Origin of the sequence: Bacillus sp. FSL W8-0223 (genome assembly GCF_038006805.1) — a bacterium.
Classification (GTDB): Bacteria; Bacillota; Bacilli; order Bacillales; family DSM-4216; genus Bacillus_O; species Bacillus_O smithii.
Window position 1 is genome coordinate 2505761 of the sequence record NZ_JBBOVX010000001.1, and the last position, 21465, is coordinate 2527225.

At 43.0% G+C, this 21465-nt stretch carries 21 protein-coding genes; 1 reads left to right on the forward strand and 20 read right to left on the reverse strand.

What is annotated here, in order from left to right:
- Positions 1-277: 277 nt before the first annotated feature.
- The 12 genes from NST81_RS12170 to NST81_RS12225 all read right to left on the reverse strand — a co-directional run bounded on the left by NST81_RS12170 (position 278) and on the right by NST81_RS12225 (position 10650).
- Positions 278-676 carry a diacylglycerol kinase family protein gene (locus NST81_RS12170; protein WP_327796962.1) on the reverse strand — a complete coding sequence of 133 codons (399 nt, stop codon included), beginning with the start codon at positions 674-676 and terminating at the stop codon, positions 278-280.
- Positions 654-1124, reverse strand: a complete 471-nt coding sequence (ybeY, locus tag NST81_RS12175) for an rRNA maturation RNase YbeY (RefSeq protein WP_341029990.1) — start codon at positions 1122-1124, stop codon at positions 654-656. Before ybeY ends, NST81_RS12170 begins: the two co-directional genes overlap by 23 nt.
- Positions 1121-3247: an HD family phosphohydrolase gene (locus tag NST81_RS12180; RefSeq protein WP_048623710.1), complete on the reverse strand. Its 2127-nt coding sequence runs from the start codon at positions 3245-3247 to the stop codon at positions 1121-1123. The genes ybeY and NST81_RS12180 overlap by 4 nt, the downstream gene beginning before the upstream one ends.
- Positions 3248-3484: 237 nt before the next feature.
- Positions 3485-4447, reverse strand: a complete 963-nt coding sequence (locus NST81_RS12185; RefSeq protein ID WP_003355397.1) for a PhoH family protein — start codon at positions 4445-4447, stop codon at positions 3485-3487.
- Positions 4398-5642 carry a sporulation protein YqfD gene (yqfD, locus tag NST81_RS12190; RefSeq protein WP_341029991.1) on the reverse strand — a complete coding sequence of 415 codons (1245 nt, stop codon included), beginning with the start codon at positions 5640-5642 and terminating at the stop codon, positions 4398-4400. Before yqfD ends, NST81_RS12185 begins: the two co-directional genes overlap by 50 nt.
- A gap of 10 nt (positions 5643-5652) precedes the next feature.
- Positions 5653-5937: a sporulation protein YqfC gene (yqfC, locus tag NST81_RS12195; RefSeq protein WP_340402387.1), complete on the reverse strand. Its 285-nt coding sequence runs from the start codon at positions 5935-5937 to the stop codon at positions 5653-5655.
- Positions 5938-6011: 74 nt separating this feature from the next.
- Positions 6012-6365 (reverse strand): hypothetical protein, encoded by a 354-nt coding sequence (locus NST81_RS12200; RefSeq protein ID WP_048623712.1) that lies wholly within the window; start codon positions 6363-6365, stop codon positions 6012-6014.
- 20 nt (positions 6366-6385) lie between these two features.
- On the reverse strand, positions 6386-7384 hold the full coding sequence (floA, locus tag NST81_RS12205; RefSeq protein ID WP_048623713.1) for a flotillin-like protein FloA: 999 nt from the start codon (positions 7382-7384) through the stop codon (positions 6386-6388).
- An 18-nt stretch (positions 7385-7402) separates the two neighbouring features.
- Positions 7403-8077, reverse strand: coding sequence for an NfeD family protein (locus NST81_RS12210; RefSeq protein WP_003355403.1), 675 nt, complete (start codon positions 8075-8077; stop codon positions 7403-7405).
- Positions 8078-8386: 309 nt separating this feature from the next.
- A complete protein-coding gene (locus tag NST81_RS12215; protein WP_003355404.1) occupies positions 8387-8833 on the reverse strand; it encodes a GatB/YqeY domain-containing protein in 447 nt (148 codons plus the stop codon).
- 15 nt (positions 8834-8848) lie between these two features.
- Positions 8849-9022, reverse strand: coding sequence for a 30S ribosomal protein S21 (gene rpsU / locus NST81_RS12220; RefSeq protein ID WP_003355405.1), 174 nt, complete (start codon positions 9020-9022; stop codon positions 8849-8851).
- A gap of 260 nt (positions 9023-9282) precedes the next feature.
- Positions 9283-10650, reverse strand: a complete 1368-nt coding sequence (locus NST81_RS12225) for an ISLre2 family transposase (protein ID WP_003355652.1) — start codon at positions 10648-10650, stop codon at positions 9283-9285.
- A 470-nt stretch (positions 10651-11120) separates the two neighbouring features.
- Here NST81_RS12225 and NST81_RS12230 point away from each other — a divergent pair, with 470 nt between their 5' ends.
- Positions 11121-12089, forward strand: a complete 969-nt coding sequence (locus NST81_RS12230) for a DMT family transporter (protein ID WP_341029994.1) — start codon at positions 11121-11123, stop codon at positions 12087-12089.
- 68 nt (positions 12090-12157) lie between these two features.
- Here NST81_RS12230 and mtaB read toward each other — a convergent pair whose 3' ends face one another.
- The 8 genes from mtaB to hemW form a co-directional block, all read right to left on the reverse strand.
- Entirely contained in the window at positions 12158-13516 is a 1359-nt protein-coding gene (gene mtaB, locus NST81_RS12235; RefSeq protein ID WP_003355410.1) for a tRNA (N(6)-L-threonylcarbamoyladenosine(37)-C(2))-methylthiotransferase MtaB, read from the reverse strand.
- A gap of 5 nt (positions 13517-13521) precedes the next feature.
- Positions 13522-14280, reverse strand: coding sequence for a 16S rRNA (uracil(1498)-N(3))-methyltransferase (locus NST81_RS12240; protein WP_341029996.1), 759 nt, complete (start codon positions 14278-14280; stop codon positions 13522-13524).
- Positions 14281-14298: 18 nt separating this feature from the next.
- On the reverse strand, positions 14299-15237 hold the full coding sequence (gene prmA, locus NST81_RS12245; RefSeq protein WP_341029997.1) for a 50S ribosomal protein L11 methyltransferase: 939 nt from the start codon (positions 15235-15237) through the stop codon (positions 14299-14301).
- Between the two features lie 23 nt (positions 15238-15260).
- Entirely contained in the window at positions 15261-16391 is a 1131-nt protein-coding gene (gene dnaJ, locus NST81_RS12250; RefSeq protein WP_003355414.1) for a molecular chaperone DnaJ, read from the reverse strand.
- A gap of 170 nt (positions 16392-16561) precedes the next feature.
- The gene (gene dnaK, locus NST81_RS12255) at positions 16562-18388 is read right to left on the reverse strand and encodes a molecular chaperone DnaK (RefSeq protein WP_048623716.1); all 1827 of its coding nucleotides are present in this window, start codon (positions 18386-18388) and stop codon (positions 16562-16564) included.
- Between the two features lie 39 nt (positions 18389-18427).
- Positions 18428-19051 (reverse strand): nucleotide exchange factor GrpE, encoded by a 624-nt coding sequence (gene grpE, locus NST81_RS12260; protein WP_445662372.1) that lies wholly within the window; start codon positions 19049-19051, stop codon positions 18428-18430.
- Positions 19052-19187: 136 nt separating this feature from the next.
- The gene (gene hrcA, locus NST81_RS12265; protein WP_048623717.1) at positions 19188-20216 is read right to left on the reverse strand and encodes a heat-inducible transcriptional repressor HrcA; all 1029 of its coding nucleotides are present in this window, start codon (positions 20214-20216) and stop codon (positions 19188-19190) included.
- An 86-nt stretch (positions 20217-20302) separates the two neighbouring features.
- On the reverse strand, positions 20303-21439 hold the full coding sequence (hemW, locus tag NST81_RS12270; protein ID WP_341029999.1) for a radical SAM family heme chaperone HemW: 1137 nt from the start codon (positions 21437-21439) through the stop codon (positions 20303-20305).
- Between the last annotated feature and the right edge of the window lie 26 nt (positions 21440-21465).

Below are 21465 nucleotides of genomic sequence, written 5' to 3' on the forward strand. Positions count from 1 at the left end.
GAGAAGTGAAAATTTCAGAAAAATTCGTCATTATTGCCTCGTTGATTCAAAAAACCATTTAATTCCACAAGGCTGTTTTTCATTGGCTTACGCTCTCATTTTAACCGACAAATGGCATGATTTCAAATTGGGTAAGTTAAAACTTGGTGTTTTCTCCCCATAACCATCATTTTCAACCAAATGCGTCGTATTTCATGGAAATTCCGTTTCGCTTCCTCTGAACTCCCCACAAATCGCATGATTTGAAAAAGAGCCGCCTTTAGGGCGACTCTTCCATTCATACAAAAAGTCGAAACCATTTCGGTAAAAAGATGATCATGCCGATCACAACAGCAAAAATAGCGTAGACGAGCACCGCCCCCGCCGCTAAATCTTTTGCCTCTTTTGCCAGCGGATGGTAGTCTTGTGTCGCTAAATCCACTATTTTTTCTATGGCGGTATTCACCATTTCCAGCGCGAACATTCCTGCGAATAAAAGTAAGAGGATCATCCACTCCCATTTTGAGAGTTGAAAAGCGAGACCGGCCGCCGTAGTTAAGAATGCCGCCATAACGTGAATTTTAAAGTTCGCTTCTTTCCATGCCGTACCTATTCCGCCAAAAGCGAACGAAAAGGACCGTTTTAATCGATGGACGCTGAAAACGTTCCGATCTTTATCTTTTGAGTCCATATTCATTTAAAATTTCCCTTTGCCGTGAAAACATGATTTTTTCTTCTTCCTCTGTCATGTGGTCATATCCGAGAAGATGAAGAAATCCATGCACCGCTAAAAATCCGAGTTCACGCTGAAAAGAATGGCCATAATCATGAGCCTGTTCACGTGCTTTAGGAACAGAGATAATAATATCCCCTAAAACTCTAGGCATATCTTCACCAATGATTTCCACTTCCTCCTCGTCAGTCTCTTCAAGAGCAAAGGAAATCACATCTGTCGGTTGATCTTTATGGCGATAATCCCTGTTAATTTCTTGGATGCGCTGATTATCGACAAAGGTTACAGACACTTCGCTTTCCTCCTGAATCCCTTCTTTTTCAGACGCAAATTGCAGCAGTTGCTCCACTAATTCCAAATCTTCTTGCTTTAATTCATTCGTTTCATCGATTAAATCAATCATTAAACTCATGTTGCTTCCTCCGTCTGTTTTTTCATTTCCGGATATTCGATCCGCGAGTGAAAAATACCATTTAATGCATCACAAATCGTTTGTTTGACAATTTCCAGTTCTTTTAAAGTAATATCACATTCACTAAACTGCCCGTCCCGCAAACGGTCTTGAATAATATTATGGACGAGGCTTTTTATTTGTTCAACAGTTGGCTGTTTCATCGATCGGACAGCCGCTTCCACACTATCGGCAATGCTGACGATGGCAATTTCTTTTGTCTGCGGCTTAGGACCCGGATATCGAAAATCTTCTTCATTCACTTCGTGGTTTTTTTCAATCGCTTTATAATAAAAATATTTTACCAAAGTGGTCCCATGATGCTGCTCGGCAAAATCCACAATTTCCTTCGGCAGCTTTTCTTTTCGCAGCATAGCCGCTCCGTCCACCACATGATCGATGATCATTTGTTTACTGACCTCAGGAGACAGATGTTGATGGGGATTTTCATGATCCATTTGGTTTTCAATAAAAAATTTTGGTCTTTTTGTTTTGCCGATATCATGGTAATAACATCCCACCCTTGCAAGCAAGCCATTCGCCCCTATCGCTTCACATGCCGCTTCTGAAAGGTTGGCCACCATGATGCTATGGTGGTAAGTACCCGGCGTTTCCATTAAAATCTTTTTCAATAAAGGATGGTTCGGATTCGATAGTTCAATCAGCTTCATCGTCGACAAAACGCCAAATCCACTTTCAATCATCGGCAATAAGCCTAGCGTCAGCACGGCAGACGCTATCCCGGATATAAAAGCAAACAAGGCAAAAAACAAATATTCCTTTCCAGAATACGATCCATTGCCGATTAATTTCAAAAATAAGATGACGAGCACATTGACAATGGACACATAAACTCCCGCCTGTAAAATATTCAAGCGGCGGCGATGCTTCAATAAAAACAAACTTCCCGTTAAACCGCTGAATAATAGATAAATAGCCATTTCGACATGAATGGTTTCACTCGTTCCATTATGAAACATAATGCTCCCGCAAGCCGCCAAAAGAATGGCGACGATTGCTGCTGTCCGCTCATTGATTAAAATGGTAATGAGCATGGAAGAAAGCGCTCCCGGATACAGGAAGCTCAACTGAGCATAGTCGTTATTTCCAATCCAGGCAATGATTTTCATTAACAAAAAAGAAAAAGTAAAAATCATGCCCACTAAAAGCAGATAGCTCTTTTTCTTTTCTGAAGGCAAAGAAGCGGTATGAAAAGAATAAATGAGCAAAAAAACGACAACCAAAACAAAAATAAGGAGTCCAAAAACAGGTTTATAAGAACGTTGGTGATTGATAAGACCCAGCAGTTTTAATTGCCGATAAATGTCCCTGTCAATTAAGTGACCTTCTTGGACGATGACTTGTCCTTGTAAAATCCTTACCGGTTCCACTTCTTCTTGGGCCTGTTCTTTCCGCTCGGAGGTCAACCGGCTGTCATACTCTTCAGTTGGCACGATGGCATAACGTCCAATTTCAACCGCAGCCCGTTTTAAATCTGGGGCCAATGGATTTTTTTCAATCGCTTGTTCGACTTGGTTTTGAAAATCAGTCAAATGTTCCTTGCGAATCCGCTGCTGCAACGTAAACTCCACATTGTCCACAATCGCATTCCGTGTTTTTTCTAGTTCTTCTTGATCGGCGGACAACAACGTTAAAAAAACATCATCGCTAATCGATTTCGTCACATCTTCTGTCACATTTTTCGTCAGTTTATCTTTCAGTTCGGCTAATGGCGCCCGTTCTTCCTTTTGACTTTCTTTTTTTACTTCTTGTATAAAATCAAATATGGAATTCACGAGAGAAACCCGATTGAGAGCAGTATCTTGATTATAGACATAGGCATCTTCCACTTCTTCAGCTGCCTTTTTTCGTTCCTCTTCCGTTTTTTCTTTATCAACGATCGTTTTCGGTGAACGGATTGTTTTATCCGCAACGGAAAACAATTCTACATCATACGTTTCGGGTTTTACATTCATATAAAGGACGACAAACAAAATAATTGTGAGGAGTGTATACATGAGCGCAGCCAACATCGAATAGCTGACAGCAGAGCGTATACGGGTTATCCACTTTTGTACAATCATCGTACATATCCCCCGATCAAGCATCAGGATCTTTTACGGACATCGTGTGATGACTCCTTTAAACGGCGATATCCGACACGTCCATCCACTACCCACCTGATATCAGTAGAATCCAACAATGAAAGCGATGATAGCTTTGTATCAATGAATTTTTAAAAAACCGTCATTCATCTGAAGCAAGGAAACGTTAACAGACGGAACTTGGATAAAGAATAAGCCCGGGTGTCGCCACCGGACTTATTCATCGAAACGATCATAGGCCTCAATAATTTTAGAAACTAATGGATGCCTTACAACATCCGTTTGTTCTAAGTATATAAAACCAATCCCCGGTACATCCCGCAAAATATGTTCAGCGCTAATAAGTCCGGAATGGACCCCTTTCGGGAGATCTATCTGAGTTCTGTCGCCAGTGATGACCATTTTCGATCCGAATCCAAGCCGGGTCAAAAACATTTTCATTTGGGCACGAGTGGTATTTTGAGCCTCATCCAATATAATAAAAGCATCATCCAATGTTCGGCCCCGCATATAGGCAAGCGGAGCAATTTCAATCGTTCCTCTCTCAATCAAGCGCTGCGTATGTTCAACGCCTAATACATCATGAAGCGCATCGTAGAGAGGCCGCAGATAGGGATCTACTTTTTCTTTTAAATCCCCGGGCAAGAATCCTAGGCTTTCCCCTGCTTCAACGGCAGGTCTTGTTAAAATGATGCGTTTTACGAATCCATTTTTGAGTGCATGCACCGCCATCACGACCGCTAAAAACGTTTTCCCCGTTCCCGCAGGTCCTATCCCAAATACAAGGTCATGTTGTCGAATGGCTGAAACATAATGCTGCTGGCCAATTGTCTTGACGCGAATGGATTTTCCTTTCGCATTTTTCGCAATTTCTTTGTCATACAATCCATCGAAGTAATCGATTGTCCCTTGTTTCGCCATTTGTACAGCGTACACAACATCTCTTTGGCTGATGTGGATCCCTTTCCTCATCACATTCAACAGCTGTTTTAAAATGTTGTGTACAATCTCGACTTCTTGTTCTTTCCCTGAAATAAGAATCGTTTCACCTCTTGTAATGAGAGAAACTTGAAATTCTTCTTCCAGCGTTTTTAAATTGCTGTCTGATATGCCGAACAAAGCTACTGCCTCATTCGGATCTTCCAGGATGATTTCCAGATTTTTGGTTTTTTCTGTCATTCGCTTTATCTCCTTGAATGATTGGTTGTCCTTTTGCAATATCTTCAATCACTTGGAAATATACTGTTATCCTAACTTTACCATTCTCTATTCTTCGATGCAAAATTTTTTCGCCCGTAATTTGTGCATCCGACTGAAGATGCTTTCTCAAATCCTTTCTTGCTAATTGATTCGCCTCTTGAACCGCCTGATTCACCGTATATCGGCGTTCCACGATTTTATATTCACGTTTGATCGACTGGCCCCATTCAACTGGAAGTTCCCAACGGAAAAACTTGATAGGATGGCTGCTTTCTTCCAAGGCCGTCAATTTAAATGTTTCCTTCTTCCACCATCCCCAGACAGGAATAGAAAACTTTCCTATTTTCAAAAAATAGCTTCTATTTTCCTTGCCGGTAAAAACTTGAAACGTCGTCTCAAGCGGCAGTTCAACGGATGATTTGTACCACGTTTCTCCCCAAACCTTTCCCTTGGAAGCCACGCTTTTTAGATGTTCTTCGTTGCCAACCCAACCGGAAACAAGCAATTGCCCTTTTTGAACAAACTGATTTCGCTTCACTACAGGCTGTCCTTTCTCAACAAACATTTTAACAATGACAGCTTTCTTTTTCGCTACTAAATTTTGCGGTCCTGTTGTCTTTTTTTCCTTTGGCTCGGTTTTTTCGACTACTTGAAAATGATAGGTTGTCCCGTTTAAATGTACACCAACCCATGTAATTCCTTCCACCCGACTTGTTAACTGGCGTTGAATCGAATCGACGTCATCTATGAAAAATTGCAGTTTTCCTTTTTGAATGCCCATGCTTTTTAATTCTTTCCGAATGGCATGTTCCATTTCCGGACTGGCGCCCGTTATTTCGATCCCCCATACCATATTGGAAAGCACCACCAATATAATGAGAAACGAGAGCACCCCCGCCAACAAGCCGCTGTTTTTCATAAGCTTCTTTCCTATAAACGGACCGCCGCTTCCTTCGAGAAACGTGATTTTTCCTTCGAAATGACGGGCAATTTTACGAAATTCAGAAAGATCCTCCAATTGAATATAGAATATCACCGATTTCGTCCCGGTTTTTTTGGCATTCCAGACAGAAAGGTTGGATCTTATCAAATGATTAAGGAATCGTTCCGTCCCTTGGCCTTCCGCTTTGACCAATACTTTTCCTTTCAAAAACATCGTCCACTGGTTTTTCATCACTATCCCCCTACTGTTCCAAATACAAAACTTGATCCACTCTACCTTCCAGCAAAATTTCTTCCGGCAAAATGGTTTTAATGACAAACGAACTTCCTTTTATTAATAACTGTCCTTGTTTCAGCAACAGCCTAACTTCTTTATCAGAAAAAGATAGCAACCCCCGATGGTTTTCCACGTATATATGGATTTGTCCGATCATCGTAATTCTTGGAAGGTCCATCATGACATCTTCAGGTAGGTCAAGTGTTTTAGCAAACCAGCTTTTTACTTGCTGCCGCCACTTTTTTGCCATAAAAAAAGAACCTCCTCTCATTTCATATGTATGAAATAAAAGGAAGTTTCAGCACTTCTTTTGATCTTTCCCGCCTAGGAAAAATAATTCCTTTTCGCTCTTGGAGGACCAAGAACTTCAGCTAAAATGATCCCCTTAACCAATTCCTTTTCTTGAATGGTCATGGCAGACTGTTCTTCCGCAGCCTCTTTGATTTCAAACGCTGCCCGGGCTTGATGATCTTCTCGTTCATTTCGTTTTGAATGTCGAATGAAATTCGGTTCAAGATCCTTCGCAGCCTTTGCCGACAAAGGATGCGTTTTTTCCGCCGTTCTTTCCTTTTTAATTCGATTGATGGAACGTTTTTGCTGGGGTTTCGCTTTTCTCATGAACATGTTATATAGATAGCTTCCGACAATGATAATCAAAAGTCCGATCATGGTTTCCATCGCGATTCTCCTTTCATCTTCTACGCTTTTCGTGTATCATTCTCTTTTGAATCCCCAGTCAGTTTGCCGATTGATTCTCTCATCCCTGTATCAGCTACGATATTACGAAGATTGAAATAATCCAAAACGCCTAGATTTCCTTTTCTAAGAGCCTCCGCAGTGGCCAACGGCACTTCTGCTTCTGCCTCTACAACTTTCGCTCTCATTTCTTGAACTTTAGCTTTCATTTCTTGTTCGGTCGCCACAGCAATGGCGCGACGTTCCTCCGCTTTAGCCTGAGCAATTTGTTTATCTGCTTCCGCCTGTTCTGTTTGCAGTTCGGCCCCTATATTTTTTCCAACGTCCACATCGGCAATATCGATCGAAAGAATTTCAAATGCAGTTCCAGAATCAAGCCCCTTCGCAAGTACTGTCTGCGAAATCATATCCGGGTTTTCTAATATTTTTTTATGGTCATCAGCTGAACCGATCGTCGAAACAATTCCTTCCCCGACACGGGCAATAACCGTTTCTTCCCCCGCTCCCCCGACAAGGCGGTCAATATTGGCTCTTACCGTAATTCGAGCTTTCGCTTTGACTTCTATCCCGTTCATCGCTACACCAGCAATAAAAGGAGTTTCAATGACTTTTGGATTGACGCTCATTTGCACTGCCTGCAAGACGTCACGGCCGGCAAGATCAATCGCAGCGGCGCGTTCGAAGGAAAGTTCGATATTCGCCCGGTGCGCTGCGATCAAAGCGTTGACGACACGATCGACATTCCCGCCTGCTAAATAATGGCTTTCCAACTGGTTGGTTGTTACGTGTAAGCCGGCTTTCGACGCTTTAATTAACGGATTGATGACACGGCTTGGAATCACCCTTCTAAGCCTCATCCCAATCAATGTGAAAATGCTGACTCTGACTCCGGCCGCCAATGCCGAAATCCAAAGCATAACCGGAACAATGGTCAAAAGTATGGCTAATAAAATAAGTCCAATCACAATCAGGATAAGAACAAACATCATTCCTGGATCCATTCCTATTCCTCCTGCCTTTTATTGTTTTACTTCTCTTACAATAATACGAACGCCTTCCACTTTTACTACCTGAATTTTTTTATCTTTCGCAATATAATTTCCTTCCGTAATCGCATCGATTCGTTCCTCATCTATCAGAATAGTCCCGGATGGACGAAGAGGAGTAACCGAAACACCTGTTTTTCCGATCAAATCATATCGATTCACATGGGAAACATAGCCTTTTTCTGAATCTGTGGAATCGGTCAGGACCATCCTTTGAAAAAGCTTCATTTTTTGGTGAAACACTCTTCTCATGACGATCATCCCCGTCACGGCAACCCCGATGGCGATCAACAGTGAAATCCCCATCCATAATCGATTATCTCCAACCGTCAAAATGCTTACGATCATGGCGGAAAGCCCTAATATTCCGGCTATTCCGCCCGGTAAAAATAATTCAGCGGTTAAAAGAACAACACCCACTAAAAAGAATGCAACGGCTTCATACCCGGCCGTACCAGCAGTAATATGTGCCCAGAAAAAAAACGCAAGAGCCAATATACCTATAATTCCGACAATTCCAAATCTAGGAGTAAAAAGTTCCATGACGAATGCCAAACTGGCAATGCTCAATAAAATGGTCACCATGGCTGGATGGGTCAGAATACGGCTCCACTTCACTGCAAAGCTTTCATGAACTTCATTCGTCATTCCCTTCTCCTTTTCAAACACCAAAACACTCTTCTCTCCGGTAAACGATTTCCCTTGTTGAAGAGTGGATTCCGATTGATTGGCACACACTTCTACAGGCAGCAACAGTAAACAAAGTACGAATAAAAATGATATTCTCGCGATCGCTTACACCTCCACCATTCCCGTTATCTTATTTACGCCTAATACCGAAAAAAGTTTCGAATGATTTTTCATTTATATATGAAAATGGATCAGAAAAAGGAGGTTAAACGCTCAAAATTCGCCCACAAAAAAAGAGAGGCGATCGTCTTCGCCTTTCTTTTTTATTTACGATAAATGTTTCTGAACTAGCTTATTGACAAGAGAGCCATCTGCCTTCCCCTTTACTTTTGGCATTATGGCGCTCATTACTTTTCCCAAATCAGCTTTTGAAGAAGCATTCACTTCAGCAATTGTTTCCGTAACAATTTGCTCAAGTTCATCTTCTGTTAATGGTTTAGGCATATATTCACTCACGTAAGTCAGTTCAGTTTGAATTTTCTCAACAAGATCTTCACGACCTGCATTCTGAAATTCTTGGAGGGAGTCTTTCCGTTGTTTTACTTCGCGAGAAAGGACTGTCAACTCTTCGTCTTCTGCCAACTCACTTTTTCCAAGCTTGATCGCTTCGTTTTGAAGAGCAGCTTTCAGCATGCGAATGACAGAAAGCTTTTCTTTTTCCCTATTCTTCATCGCTTGTTTCATGTCGTGATTTAAACGTTCGAGAAGACTCAATGACTACACCCTCTCTTAATACTTGCGTTTTCTGGCCGCTTCAGACTTTTTCTTGCGTCTTACGCTTGGCTTTTCATAAAATTCGCGTTTTCTGTACTCTTGTAAAGTACCTGTTTTAGATACTTGACGTTTAAAACGACGAAGAGCATCTTCAAGCGATTCATTTTTGCGAACAATCGTTTTTGACATCTCTCTTCCCCTCCCTCCGAACACAGTACGATTACATATTGGTTTATGACCATAACATGTACTATGACATTATAATATATGCTTGTCTTTAGGTCAACAATTCTCTCCTCATGGAGTCAGTCAAGACTTTGTGGGAATTTTTTTGGTTCGCTGAAAATAGATGTAAGTCATAGGTTAGCGAACCATTTTTTTGAATTTCATCCGTAAGCGCTTTCGGACTCTCATCCCTTGCCATGACAGACGAATATGTATACCTTTTTTTACCATCCCTTGAATTCAGACAGGGCATGATAGATCGGAGTCCCGGACGATTGCTGTAAATATGGCACGTTATTCCGCGTTACCTCTGGAAGAAGACGGCGGATGCGTTGTTTCGCCTTGTTCACGATCGTCTGTTTGGTAGATGCCGTTTCCTCCGCCGGATGCGACGATTCTTCTCCTAAACGATGTCCGAAAAGACGAATCCCATCCATCCGGGCAATCATTGCCTTGAAAAACGCCCTGAGTCCCTTGTCTGTCCAACTGCGGCGGTATTTCACCCGATACGCCAGCTGGCTCATCACGCTTTCAGCCCTCCCCATCGGATACATGCCCGTTGTGTCCACTCCTTGCTCCTTCAGCCATTCCCGGTAATCACGGATGCATCCCGGCATCGATTCGATCCGGTGGATCAAGGCAGCCAGCTGTTGTTCTTTCGCTTCGTCCCCCAGCGTGCCGAGGGCGCTGTTCAGTTCCACAAGCAGCTTCTCTTCATCCTGCTTCGCCAGCTTTTGCCGAATCGCCTGCCACCGTGGATGGCCCGAGAGGCATTGGCGCAACTCACGCGCCACGTGGAATCGATCCAATTGGAAGCAGACCCGTCCTTTGAAATACTCCCGGCACGCGGTAATCCATGGAGCGCCGTCCCCGTTGATGACAAGAAGATCCCGACACGGATCATAGGCATATTCGTTCATCAAAAATTCCTCGAAGCCTTCCCACACCTCCCCCTTGCCTTCATGGACGTAATGGCGCTGATTCACGAATTCGATCCGTGAGCCGTTACGCTTCCATCCTTCGTGAACGGTCAGGATTTTGTCTTCCTTGGCCCGTTTTCCCTTCCCTTGGAGAGAGACAAACAGTCCATCGGCCTCCACAAACAGCACCCGTCCATATCGCTGGTCAACCGGGCAGTGCAGCGGAACTTCAGCCTCGAGCACCAACTGGCGGATCGTCTCATGGCTCATCACCGGATACCCGACCATCTGGGCAAGCGTATGAGCCGCTTTGCGATAGGAAGAGCACTCCACAGCCAATCCCATCGCCGTTTCTTCTAGACAAGGGCTGATTGACTGCGATCCATCAAACGCTAAAAAGGAATCAAGCAAAAACGTGTAACGGTTTTGTTCTCGGTCTAAATAGTAGTTTCGCTCAAAGGTAACTTCGCCAAACAAGGTTTGAATCGTGGTGCGTCGTTTGTCTTTCAAGTGGTACCGGCGCTTGTCCCGGGTTTCCGCCAATTGTCGGTCGATGTCCTCCAACAGAGCCGTAAACAGCTCGGTGAAGGCGTTTTGCAAGGCTCGAAACAAATCAAGTTCGATCTCTTTCCATGTCAACGAATTTGTGGTAAGATGTTGTTGAATATTCATGGGACTCTCTCCTCCTGTTTGATGGTGTGAACAATGATCATCTTACCAGGGAGAGAGTCCTTTTTTCATGTTTCCTGCTTGGGATCCTACCGCGCTTTGCTTGGTGGCCCCGATGAGGGGGATTGCGAACCTACGTTCCCAACCCCCTCATCGGGGAATTCTAAGAATTTCTCCCACAAACATTTTACTCACACCTCCTCATGAGGAAATGGATGCCTTAGACAAAATGTTTCTACAGCCACCATTCCATGGCTGGAGAAACAGAATTGAATGATTCCAATCTCTTTTTTCTAAAAAATTGGTTACATAGACAAACTGCACGGAGTAAAATAATCTTCGAGTAGTTTGTTGCGTTCAATTTATCCAAATGGTTCAAAATGGATCAAATTTAGACCATAAGTTTTTTCAGCGGATAAAACCGAAACATTTTGTAAGAATATTCACTCTTTTCCGAAAGGAGGACGATGGGTATGCGTCCGATTCTGTTAGGGGTTTTAGCCGCTTTCTTTTTTGCGTTTACATTCCTATTCAACCGGATGATGGATTTAGAAGGCGGAAGCTGGATATGGAGCGCTTCTTTGCGCTATTTTTTTATGGTTCCTCCCATGATGGTGATCGTTGCTTTCCGCAAGGGTCTTAAAACTCTTTGGCAAGAAATGAAAAAAAAGCCTTATGAATGGCTGTTATGGAGTACGGTTGGCTTTGGCCTATTTTATGCGCCTTTGTGTTTTGCCGCTGCCTATGGTCCTGGTTGGCTGATTGCCGCTACTTGGCAAATAACCATCATTTCGGGTTCACTTCTTGCACCGTTTTTTTACGAAACCGTCCAAACCGCACGAGGCCCCCTCAAGCTGCGAGGACACATTCCCACCCGTGGTCTGGCCATGTCTAGCTTCATTCTGTTAGGGGTGGCTTTTATACAATTCGAACACGCTGCTCGAATTTCAGCTGCCGACGCTGTGCTGTGCATCTTCCCCGTTATGTTGGCTTCCTTTGCTTATCCGCTCGGGAATCGGAAAATGATGGCGGCCGTTTCTCATCGCTTAGACGCTTATCAACGTGTACTTGGCATGACGATCGCGAGCCTTCCTTTTTGGATCGTCCTTTCGTTGTACGGAGCAGCTGTGATCGGACCCCCCAGCCTCGGACAGATCATTCAAACTGGTTGGGTGGCTATATTTTCCGGAGTGATCGCAACCGTTATGTTTTTTGCGGCTACTGATATGGTAAAAGGAAACATGCAAAAATTGTGCGCTGTGGAAGCAACCCAGTCATCGGAAGTGTTGTTCGCCATAATCGGTGAAATGATCGTATTATCCGCTCCTCTTCCTTCTCCCCTGTCTTGGCTGAGAATCAGTTTTGTCGTTATCGGCATGCTTTTGCACAGTTTCTTGTCGCGTCCCAAAAAAGAACAGAACAATGAGACGATCCATGTATAACAAAGGCAGGATACGACGGAACTTGTATAAAAGCAAAAGAGAATGCCTCTAGTGCATTCTCCTTTCTTTTACGCTAAACGCGCAGCTTTTCCAGCGGGAACATCGTCATCAAGGACGCGGACAAACTGTGCTTCGTTGTATGGATAGCCGGCTTTTGTAATCTTCACTTTGACAAGCTTTCCTACCATGTCTTCTGAAGCAGGGAACACTACCTTTAAGTAATTATCGGTATATCCTTCGTACAGCCCGCTTTCTGGGTCTTCTTTATAACGTTCTTCCGGTATCACTTCCAGCACTTCCCCTTCGAACTGAGAAGCGTACTCTTTTGCCAATTGATCGGAAAGCGTAATGAGACGGTGAACCCGTTCATTTTTGACTTCTTCGTCAATTTGATTTTCCATTCTGGCTGCCGGTGTTCCCGTTCTTTTAGAATACGGGAATACGTGGAGCTCTGCGAATTTATGTTCTTTTACAAAGTTATAGGTTTCCATAAATTCTTCTTCTGTTTCTCCCGGAAAGCCCACAATCACATCGGACGTGACAGCTAATCCCGGAAGCGCTTCGCGCAGTCGATTTAACCGTTCCGCAAAAAACTCCATCGTATATTTGCGGCGCATTCTTTTCAACACAGTGTTAGAACCCGATTGCAACGGAATATGTAAGTGACGAACGACGATGTTGGAGCGGTCGATTACATCAATTACTTCATCCGTGAGCTGGCTCGCTTCAATAGAAGAAATACGCAGGCGCTTCAGCCCATGAACTTGTTCTTCTATGTCTCTTAATAGCATAGCCAGATTGTAATCTTTCATATCAGTCCCATATCCGCCTGTATGAATTCCGGTAAGAACAATTTCTTTGTAGCCGGCATCGACAAGCTGTTGCGCTTGGCGAATGACTTCTTTCGGATCGCGTGAACGCATAAGTCCCCTAGCCCATGGAATAATGCAGAATGTGCAAAAATTATTGCAGCCTTCTTGAATTTTTAAAGAAGCTCTTGTGCGATCCGTAAAGGCCGGAACGTCCATTTCTTCAAACACTCGGTTTTTCATAATGTTTTTGACAGCGTTGATTGGCTGCCGTTCCTTTTGATACTTCTCAACAAAATCAAGAATTTTCGTCCGATCTTGAGTGCCGATGACAATATCGACTCCCGGAATTTCCAAAACTTCCGCAGGCGATGTTTGCGCATAGCAGCCCGTGACACAAATAACAGCGTCAGGATTTTTTCGAACAGCACGCCGGATGACTTGACGGCTTTTTTTATCGCCTGTATTGGTCACCGTGCAAGTATTAATCACATAAATATCCGAAATAGAATCAAAATCAACCCGTTCATAGCCTGCACCTTTAAACAGCTGCCAAATGGCCTCTGTTTCATAGTGGTTTACTTTACATCCTAATGTATGGAATGCCACTGTCGGCATGTAAATCACCTCATTAATTCAAAATGATAGGAAATCGCGGATAAAGCATAAAGAGGAGCCGTTTCCGTCCGTAATATTCTTGGCCCTAAGCCGCACGGAATAAACCCTTTTTCAGACAATAAGGAAGCTTCTTCTTGGGAAAAGCCTCCTTCCGGCCCAAATGCGATCAACAGGGTGTCTTTTTGCTTTACATTTTTCAACGTTTCATAAAATTGCCGATGCTCTCCTTCTTTTGCCGCTTCTTCATAGGCAAATAATTTCCAAGTATAGCGGTCAGCCATTTCACATAACTTTTCAATCGAAACGGGCTCGTATATTTCCGGAATGACGGTTCGCTGAGATTGTTCCGCCGCTTCTTTCGCAATTTTTTCCCAGCGGACTACTTTTTTGTGCATCTTCTTTTCATCCCATTTTACGATGGAGCGCTCTGCCATAAAAGGCAAAAAAGAAGAAGCTCCAAGTTCCGTTCCTTTTTGAATGATCAGCTCTAGTTTATCTCCTTTTGGCAATCCGCTGGCCACCGTCACTTGGATCGGCAACTCCTTTTCATCACGGATCCATTTTACTACCGTGGCCCGGGCACAGTCGCTAGAAATTTCGTCCAAAACCGCCAACGCCGTTTGGTTTTGGCGATCAGAAAAAACAGCATAAAAATGGTCTCCGGTTTTCATTCTCATAACCCGCGACAAATGATGAAAATCTTCGCCTTTTATTCTAAATGACTGATCATCCTTTATTGGTTCGTGAATAAAGTAGCGCTGCACGCTGTCACCATCCAATCTCTACATTCGTTTGGCGATGATCGCCACCCAGTCTTCCATCAACATCGTTTCTTCTATCTTAAATCCGCAGTTTGTAAGGACCTCTATCACTTCTTGACGTTTTTTCTGAATAATGCCGGAAGTAATAAAATATCCCCCTGGTTTGACAACCTTTGCAGCATCCTCCGCAAATCTTACAATCACTTCCGCCAATATGTTGGCTACGACAACGTCAGCTTGTTCGGAGACCCCATCCAATAAATTATTTTGCTGCACTGTTACGACGTCTTGGACTTTATTTAATTTCGTATTTAACCTTGCGGCCCGAACGGCCACCTCATCTAAATCGAAGGCCATCACTTTTTCGGCTCCCAATAAGGCAGCACCGATGCTCAATACCCCGGAACCAGTACCGACATCGATCACTCTATCCCCCGGTTTGATGATCTTCTCCAACGCCTGCAAGCACATAACCGTCGTTGGATGGGTGCCGGTTCCAAACGCCATTCCCGGATCTAATTCAATGATCAGTTCATCGGTCGAAACGGGCTTGTATTCCTCCCATGTCGGTACAATCGTGAATTTCTCGGATACTTTGACAGGATTGTAATATTTTTTCCAAGCCGTCGCCCATTCTTCTTCATGCACTTCGCTGATCGTAACCTTATTTTCTCCGATATCAATGTCGAATAAGACAAGATTGTTGATTGCTTGCTTGATCTCTTCTACCGTTTCGCCAAGGAAACTGTTAATGGGAAGATAGGCTTTAATAATAACCCCTTCTTCAGGATAATCATCAGGATTTAGTTGATAAATTTCCCCGAATTGATCTTCCCTTTCTTTCGTCAACTCATAAGGATCTTCAATCACAACACCGCTTGCCCCAGCTTCGTGCAAAATGTTTGAAATAGGTTCAATTGCTTCGTTTGTTGTATGGATACTGATTTCCGACCATTTCATGTTTTGCTTTGCTCCGTTTCTTATTAATCGCGTTTAATTGCCCTTTTCACCTTATCAAACAACGATTCGTGTTGTTCATCTGGAATGGAACCGCCAATCTCCGCAAATTCACGCAATAATTGTTTTTGTTTTTCGGTGAGCTTCGTTGGCGTTACGACTTTCACAATGATATGCTGGTCTCCGACTCCATAGCCGTGCACATTCGGAGCCCCTTTTCCGCGCAGGCGGAATTTTGTTCCTGTTTGTGTGCCGGCAGGAATTTTCAATTTCACCTTGCCATGAAGGGTAGGGACTTCTATCTCGTCTCCCAATGCCGCTTGGGCAAAGGTAAGTGGCATTTCACAATAAATATCGTCTCCGTCCCGCTCGAAAAACTCATGAGGCTTTACATGGAATACAATGTACAAATCTCCAGGAGGACCCCCGTTAACCCCAGGTTCTCCTTGACCGGCCACACGCAGTTGTTGTCCATCGTCGATTCCAGCCGGTATTTTAATATGAATGCGACGTCTTTTTCTCACTTTACCGGTTCCGCCGCAAGTCGAACATTTTTCTCGAATGATTTGACCAGTGCCATCACAATGCGTACATACCCGTCGGTTGACAATGCGTCCAAATGGCGTATTTTGCTCCGTGCTGATTTGCCCGGTTCCGTGGCAATGTGGACAAGTTTCCGGTTTCGTTCCCGGCTTTGCTCCGGAACCGCCGCAAGTATCGCATGTTTCTTCCTTTGGAATTTGAATATCGGTTTCTTTTCCAAAAACGGCCTCTTCAAACGAAATGCTCATGGAATATTGCAGATCGGCTCCTGCTCTTGGAGCATTCGGATTTCTTCTTCTTGAACCGCCCCCGCCAAAAAATGTATTGAAAATGTCTTCAAAGCCGCCAAAACCATCAAAACCGCTGAATCCTCCGCCAAAGCCTTGATTTTGACTTGGATCCTCATGTCCAAATTGGTCATAGCGGGCGCGTTTTTGATCATCGCTTAAAACTTCATATGCCTCTTTCACTTCTTTAAACTTTTCTTCGGCGCCAGGTTCTTTATTGATATCCGGGTGGTATTTCTTTGAAAGTTTTCGATATGCTCTTTTAATTTCATCTTTTGAAGCGTTTTTACTCACGCCTAAAACTTCATAATAATCTCTTTTACTCATACCTAGAACACTCCCGCATCTCACATAAAGAATATTTTATCATTGAATCCAGCCGTTATGCAATGAAATCGTTAGCTGCGGTGAAAGGAAATGTTTGATGCCAATGAAGAAAAAAGCCAAAGCCATGAAGAACACCTGACTTTGACTTTTTTCTTTTCCTCAAACGGCCATTATTTCTTGTCGTCGTTCATTTCTTCGAATTCCGCATCCACTACATTGTCATCTTTTTTCTTGCTGTCATTTCCTTGTTGAGATTGTGCTTGTTGGGCTGCATTTTCATAAAGTTTGATGGAGAGGTTTTGAACGATTTCTTGAAGAGCCTCTTTCTTTTGGCGAATTTCTTCCAAATTATTTTTTTCAATGGCGGCTTTCAAGGCATCTCTAGCTTCTTCCGCTTTTTTCACTTCGCCGGCATCCACTTTTCCTTCCAGCTCTTTCAAAGTCTTGTCAACCGTAAAGACGAGCTGGTCAGCTTCGTTGCGAAGTTCTGCTTCTTCTTTGCGTTTTCTATCAGCTTCCGCATTTTCCTCTGCTTCTTTGACCATGCGTTGAATTTCTTCTTCGGACAATCCAGAGGACGATTTAATCGTAATTTTTTGCTCTTTTCCAGTTCCTAAATCTTTCGCACTAACGTTAACGATTCCGTTTTTGTCGATATCGAAAGTCACTTCAATTTGCGGTACTCCTCTTGGAGCAGGTGGAATATCCGTTAATTGGAAGCGGCCAAGTGTTTTGTTATCCGCAGCCATCGGGCGTTCTCCTTGAAGAACGTGAATATCCACAGCCGTTTGGTTATCAGCTGCAGTGGAGAAAATTTGCGACTTCGATGTCGGAATCGTGGTATTGCGTTCGATCAATTTCGTGAACACGCCGCCCATCGTTTCAATTCCGAGTGAAAGCGGAGTAACGTCCAGCAATACAACGTCTCTCACATCGCCTGTCAAAACTCCTCCTTGAATAGCAGCACCCATGGCCACTACTTCATCCGGATTGACCCCTTTATGCGGTTCTTTTCCAATTTCTTTGCGAATGGCTTCTTGAACCGCCGGTATACGAGTAGATCCCCCGACAAGTATAACTTTGTCGATATCAGCAGGAGTTAAACCGGCATCTTGAAGTGCTTGACGCGTCGGTCCCATTGTACGTTCTACCAGGTGCGCGGAGAGTTCGTCAAATTTAGCACGCGTCAAGGTCATTTCCAAATGAAGAGGTCCTGATTCTCCTGCTGTAATGAACGGCAAAGAGATTTGTGTCGTCGTTACACCGGAAAGATCTTTTTTCGCTTTTTCGGCAGCATCTTTTAAACGTTGCATAGCCATTTTGTCTTTTGACAAATCAATTCCGTTTTCTTTTTTGAATTCTTCCACTAAGTAGTCAATAATCACTTGGTCAAAATCATCGCCGCCAAGATGGTTATCTCCGGCAGTAGCGCGCACTTCAAACACGCCGTCGCCCAATTCAAGAATGGAGACGTCAAACGTTCCTCCACCAAGGTCGTATACTAAAATTGTTTGATCATCTTCCATTTTGTCTAATCCATAAGCAAGAGCAGCCGCAGTTGGTTCGTTGATGATCCGTTCGACTTCCAAACCGGCAATTTTACCGGCATCTTTTGTGGCTTGACGTTGTGCGTCATTAAAATAAGCAGGTACAGTAATAACCGCTTTATCTACTTTTTCTCCCAAATAGTCTTCTGCATAAGATTTTAAGTATTGTAAAATCATTGCAGAAATTTCTTGTGGAGTATATTGTTTTCCTTCAATTTCCACTTTATAGTCCGTTCCCATATGACGTTTAATGGAAATAATGGTATTCGGGTTGGTAATGGCTTGACGTTTTGCCACTTCCCCTACTTGTCTTTCCCCATTTTTAAAGGCTACAACCGAAGGAGTTGTACGGTTTCCTTCCGGATTGGGAATTACTTTCGGTTCACCGCCTTCAAGAACGGCAACACAAGAGTTTGTAGTTCCTAAATCAATCCCAATGATCTTGCTCATGTCTCATACCTCCTAACTTGTTATGTAAAACTTTCCGTCCTATTGATTTACTTTCACCATCGCAGGACGTATCACACGGTCTTTTAATTTATAGCCTTTTTGAAGTTCTTCCACTACGATGTTAGGACCAACCGTTTCATCGTTAGCCACCATGACGGCTTGATGAATATTTGGATCAAACTCTTTTCCAGCCGCTTCAATTTCTTCAAGTCCTTCTTTTTTTAAGGCTTCCAAAACACCATTGTAAACCATCTTCATTCCTTGAAGAAGAGATTTGGCTTGCTCATCAGAGACCGTTACTTGCAATGCTCGTTCAAAATTGTCCAGAACGGGAAGAAGGTCAGAGATTAAGCTTTGGGCTCGATACTTTTCGCTGGCTTGCTTTTCGATATTCACACGCCGGCGATAATTTTCGAAGTCCGCCAACAATCGCAAATAACGATTCTCTGCTTCCTCCAGTTTAGTCTCCAATTCTTTAATTTTTTGATTTTGCTTTTCGATATCTGTTTGATTTTCTTCTTGAACATTCTCCCCAATTTCTGGAGATTCTTCCGATTGTTCCTCGGATTCAGCTACTTGTTCAGAAAGTTCCGGTTTATTCTCAGTTTCAGACTGAAGTTCTTCGTTTTCTTTCTCTTTTGATTCTTGCTCTGTCTCATCCATCGATTGTTTTTTTTCTTCTGTCAATGGATTCACCTCCTTAAAATGGCGGAAAGTGGAAAGACAAAGAAAAAGAGAGCAGCCAGCCTAAAAGCCGGTCACCGCCCGCTATCAACACTCCTCAATATTTCCACCATGTTTAATTTTGATACAATTTTGTCAATACATTACTCAAACTATCGCTAAAAAACTGGAGCAGACTAATGACTCTTGAATATTCCATACGAGTCGGACCTAAAACGGCAATGGTTCCCACATGTTTATCTCCTATAGAATAGGAAGCCGTGATGAGACTGCAATCTTTCATGGCCAAATTTTTGTTTTCTCTTCCAATTTTCACTTGAATGCCGATTGGAATTTGGTTCAACAAACGGGCAATGCCTTTCTCTTGTTCAATCATATCCAGTAATAACCGAATTTTCTCGATATCATGAAATTCAGGCTGATTCAACATATTGGTCTTCCCGCCGAAAAATAATTTTTCATCGGCTGGAAGTTCTACCGCCCTCACCAGCGAGCGAAGAATATCGTCATAATTAGATATATGCTGGCGAAGCAGCGTTGCCACTTCTTTATATATGTGATCCTGCAAATTGTCAAGCGGAACGCCAAATAAACGTTCATTTAAAATATTGACCATTTTTTCTATATCGCCTGAACTGATCGTTTTCGGGAGAGTAAAGGTCCGATTTTCCACATGTCCAGTATCCGTCACAATGATGGCAACCGCCGTTTCCTTATTTAAAGGGACAATTTGGATTCTTTTTAATTTGTTCTCTTTTAATCTTGGCCCCAGCGCAATCGCTGTATAATTGGTCAGCTCTGATAAAATTTTCGCCGACTTTTGTACGATCCTCTCCATTTCATAAATCCTTTCAGCGAAGATGGAGCGGATCATCATAATATCTTGTTTATTGAGCTTCTCCGGATGAAGGAGATGATCAACGTAGTAGCGATACCCTTTTTCAGACGGAATTCTCCCTGATGAAGTATGCGTTTTTTCAAGAAATCCCAATTCTTCCAAATCAGCCATTTCATTGCGAATGGTGGCCGAACTAAAATGGATTTCGCTTTTTTTGGATAAACTGCGCGAGCCGACAGGTTGTGCAGATCGAATAAAGTCATCAATAATTGCTTGCAGAATCAGCAATTGGCGATCTGTTAACACCTTACATCACCTCTGTTAGCACTCTCTTCTATCGAGTGCTAAATCTATTAAATAACTTATCAAAAGGGGACTCCTCTGTCAATCATTTAACTAATGCCAAGAAAAGCTTGGAACACTTCATTTCCCAAAAACCTTCCTTTTTTCGTGAGACGGATAAAATCTCCTTGTACTTCCACTAGTCCTTTGTTTTCCATTTCTTTCGCAGGAGATGAGAAAATCTCCATAAGCTCTATCCCAAATTTATGATGAAAGCGAGTCATTGACACTCCTTCTGTTTTTCGCAATCCTAAAAACATTTCTTCTTCCATCTTTTCTTCTTGGCTGAGACTGATTTCTTCCATAACAGGAAACTGGCCGTTTTCCACCGGCGCCATATATTTTTTCAGCGGCCCGTAATTAGCTCGTCTCTTCCCATTCACATACGAATGTGCCCCAGCGCCAAACCCATAATATTCGCCATTATTCCAGTAAACAAGATTATGCTTGCTTTCATAGCCTTTTTTAGCAAAATTGCTGATTTCGTATTGATGAATTCCATGCCGTTCCATTTCATCCATCAGCAGATCATACATTTCCGCTTCCAAATCCTCGGATGGCAGCGGCAGCCTCCCTTTTTTCATTAAATTGTAATAAACCGTTTTCGGTTCAATGATTAAAGAATACGCTGAATAATGAGGAAGATCGAGTTGAAACGCTTTTTCCAGCGACAACTGAAAATCCTCTTTCTTTTGTCCGGGAAGGGCATACATTAGATCAATACTGATATTTTCAAATCCTGCTTTGATTGCCATATCCACTGTTTTCACGACGTCTTTGCCCGTATGAGTCCGGCCGATTCTTTTCAGCAATTCATCATCAAATGATTGAACTCCTAAACTCAGTCGGTTTACGCCATAATGGTGTAGAATGGCCAATTTTTCTTTTGTTAAGTCATCCGGATTGGCTTCAAAGGTAAATTCTCCTTTTTGGAAAGGAAGAATGTCGCGGATCGTTTTGCAAAGCTCTTCCAGCTGGTCAGCTTCCAGCGCGGTGGGAGTCCCCCCTCCGACAAAGATCGTTTTCAGCTCTCGGGTGGGAAATGCTTCAAGAGTGATCCTCATCTCTTCTTTTAACGCTTTCAAATAGCGTTTAACCGGCTGGCCTTTCAAAAAGAACTTATTAAAATCGCAATAATAACAAATTTGTTTACAAAACGGTATATGGATATAGGCAGACTCGATCATGAAGTCTTCACCCCTTTCCTATTAAA

Excerpts from the sequence above, each read along its gene's own strand:
- NST81_RS12170 (WP_327796962.1), bottom strand. The coding sequence starts at position 676 with ATGAATATGGACTCAAAAGATAAAGATCGGAACGTTTTCAGCGTCCAT.
- ybeY (WP_341029990.1), bottom strand. The coding sequence starts at position 1,124 with ATGAGTTTAATGATTGATTTAATCGATGAAACGAATGAATTAAAGCAA.
- NST81_RS12180 (WP_048623710.1), bottom strand. The coding sequence starts at position 3,247 with ATGATTGTACAAAAGTGGATAACCCGTATACGCTCTGCTGTCAGCTAT.
- NST81_RS12185 (WP_003355397.1), bottom strand. The coding sequence starts at position 4,447 with ATGACAGAAAAAACCAAAAATCTGGAAATCATCCTGGAAGATCCGAAT.
- yqfD (WP_341029991.1), bottom strand. The coding sequence starts at position 5,642 with ATGAAAAACCAGTGGACGATGTTTTTGAAAGGAAAAGTATTGGTCAAA.
- yqfC (WP_340402387.1), bottom strand. The coding sequence starts at position 5,937 with ATGGCAAAAAAGTGGCGGCAGCAAGTAAAAAGCTGGTTTGCTAAAACA.
- NST81_RS12200 (WP_048623712.1), bottom strand. The coding sequence starts at position 6,365 with ATGGAAACCATGATCGGACTTTTGATTATCATTGTCGGAAGCTATCTA.
- floA (WP_048623713.1), bottom strand. The coding sequence starts at position 7,384 with ATGGATCCAGGAATGATGTTTGTTCTTATCCTGATTGTGATTGGACTT.
- NST81_RS12210 (WP_003355403.1), bottom strand. The coding sequence starts at position 8,077 with ATGACGAATGAAGTTCATGAAAGCTTTGCAGTGAAGTGGAGCCGTATT.
- rpsU (WP_003355405.1), bottom strand. The coding sequence starts at position 9,022 with ATGTCAAAAACGATTGTTCGCAAAAATGAATCGCTTGAAGATGCTCTT.
- NST81_RS12225 (WP_003355652.1), bottom strand. The coding sequence starts at position 10,650 with ATGAATATTCAACAACATCTTACCACAAATTCGTTGACATGGAAAGAG.
- NST81_RS12230 (WP_341029994.1), top strand. The coding sequence starts at position 11,121 with ATGCGTCCGATTCTGTTAGGGGTTTTAGCCGCTTTCTTTTTTGCGTTT.
- mtaB (WP_003355410.1), bottom strand. The coding sequence starts at position 13,516 with ATGCCGACAGTGGCATTCCATACATTAGGATGTAAAGTAAACCACTAT.
- prmA (WP_341029997.1), bottom strand. The coding sequence starts at position 15,237 with ATGAAATGGTCGGAAATCAGTATCCATACAACAAACGAAGCAATTGAA.
- dnaJ (WP_003355414.1), bottom strand. The coding sequence starts at position 16,391 with ATGAGTAAAAGAGATTATTATGAAGTTTTAGGCGTGAGTAAAAACGCT.
- dnaK (WP_048623716.1), bottom strand. The coding sequence starts at position 18,388 with ATGAGCAAGATCATTGGGATTGATTTAGGAACTACAAACTCTTGTGTT.
- grpE (WP_445662372.1), bottom strand. The coding sequence starts at position 19,051 with ATGGATGAGACAGAGCAAGAATCAAAAGAGAAAGAAAACGAAGAACTT.
- hemW (WP_341029999.1), bottom strand. The coding sequence starts at position 21,439 with ATGATCGAGTCTGCCTATATCCATATACCGTTTTGTAAACAAATTTGT.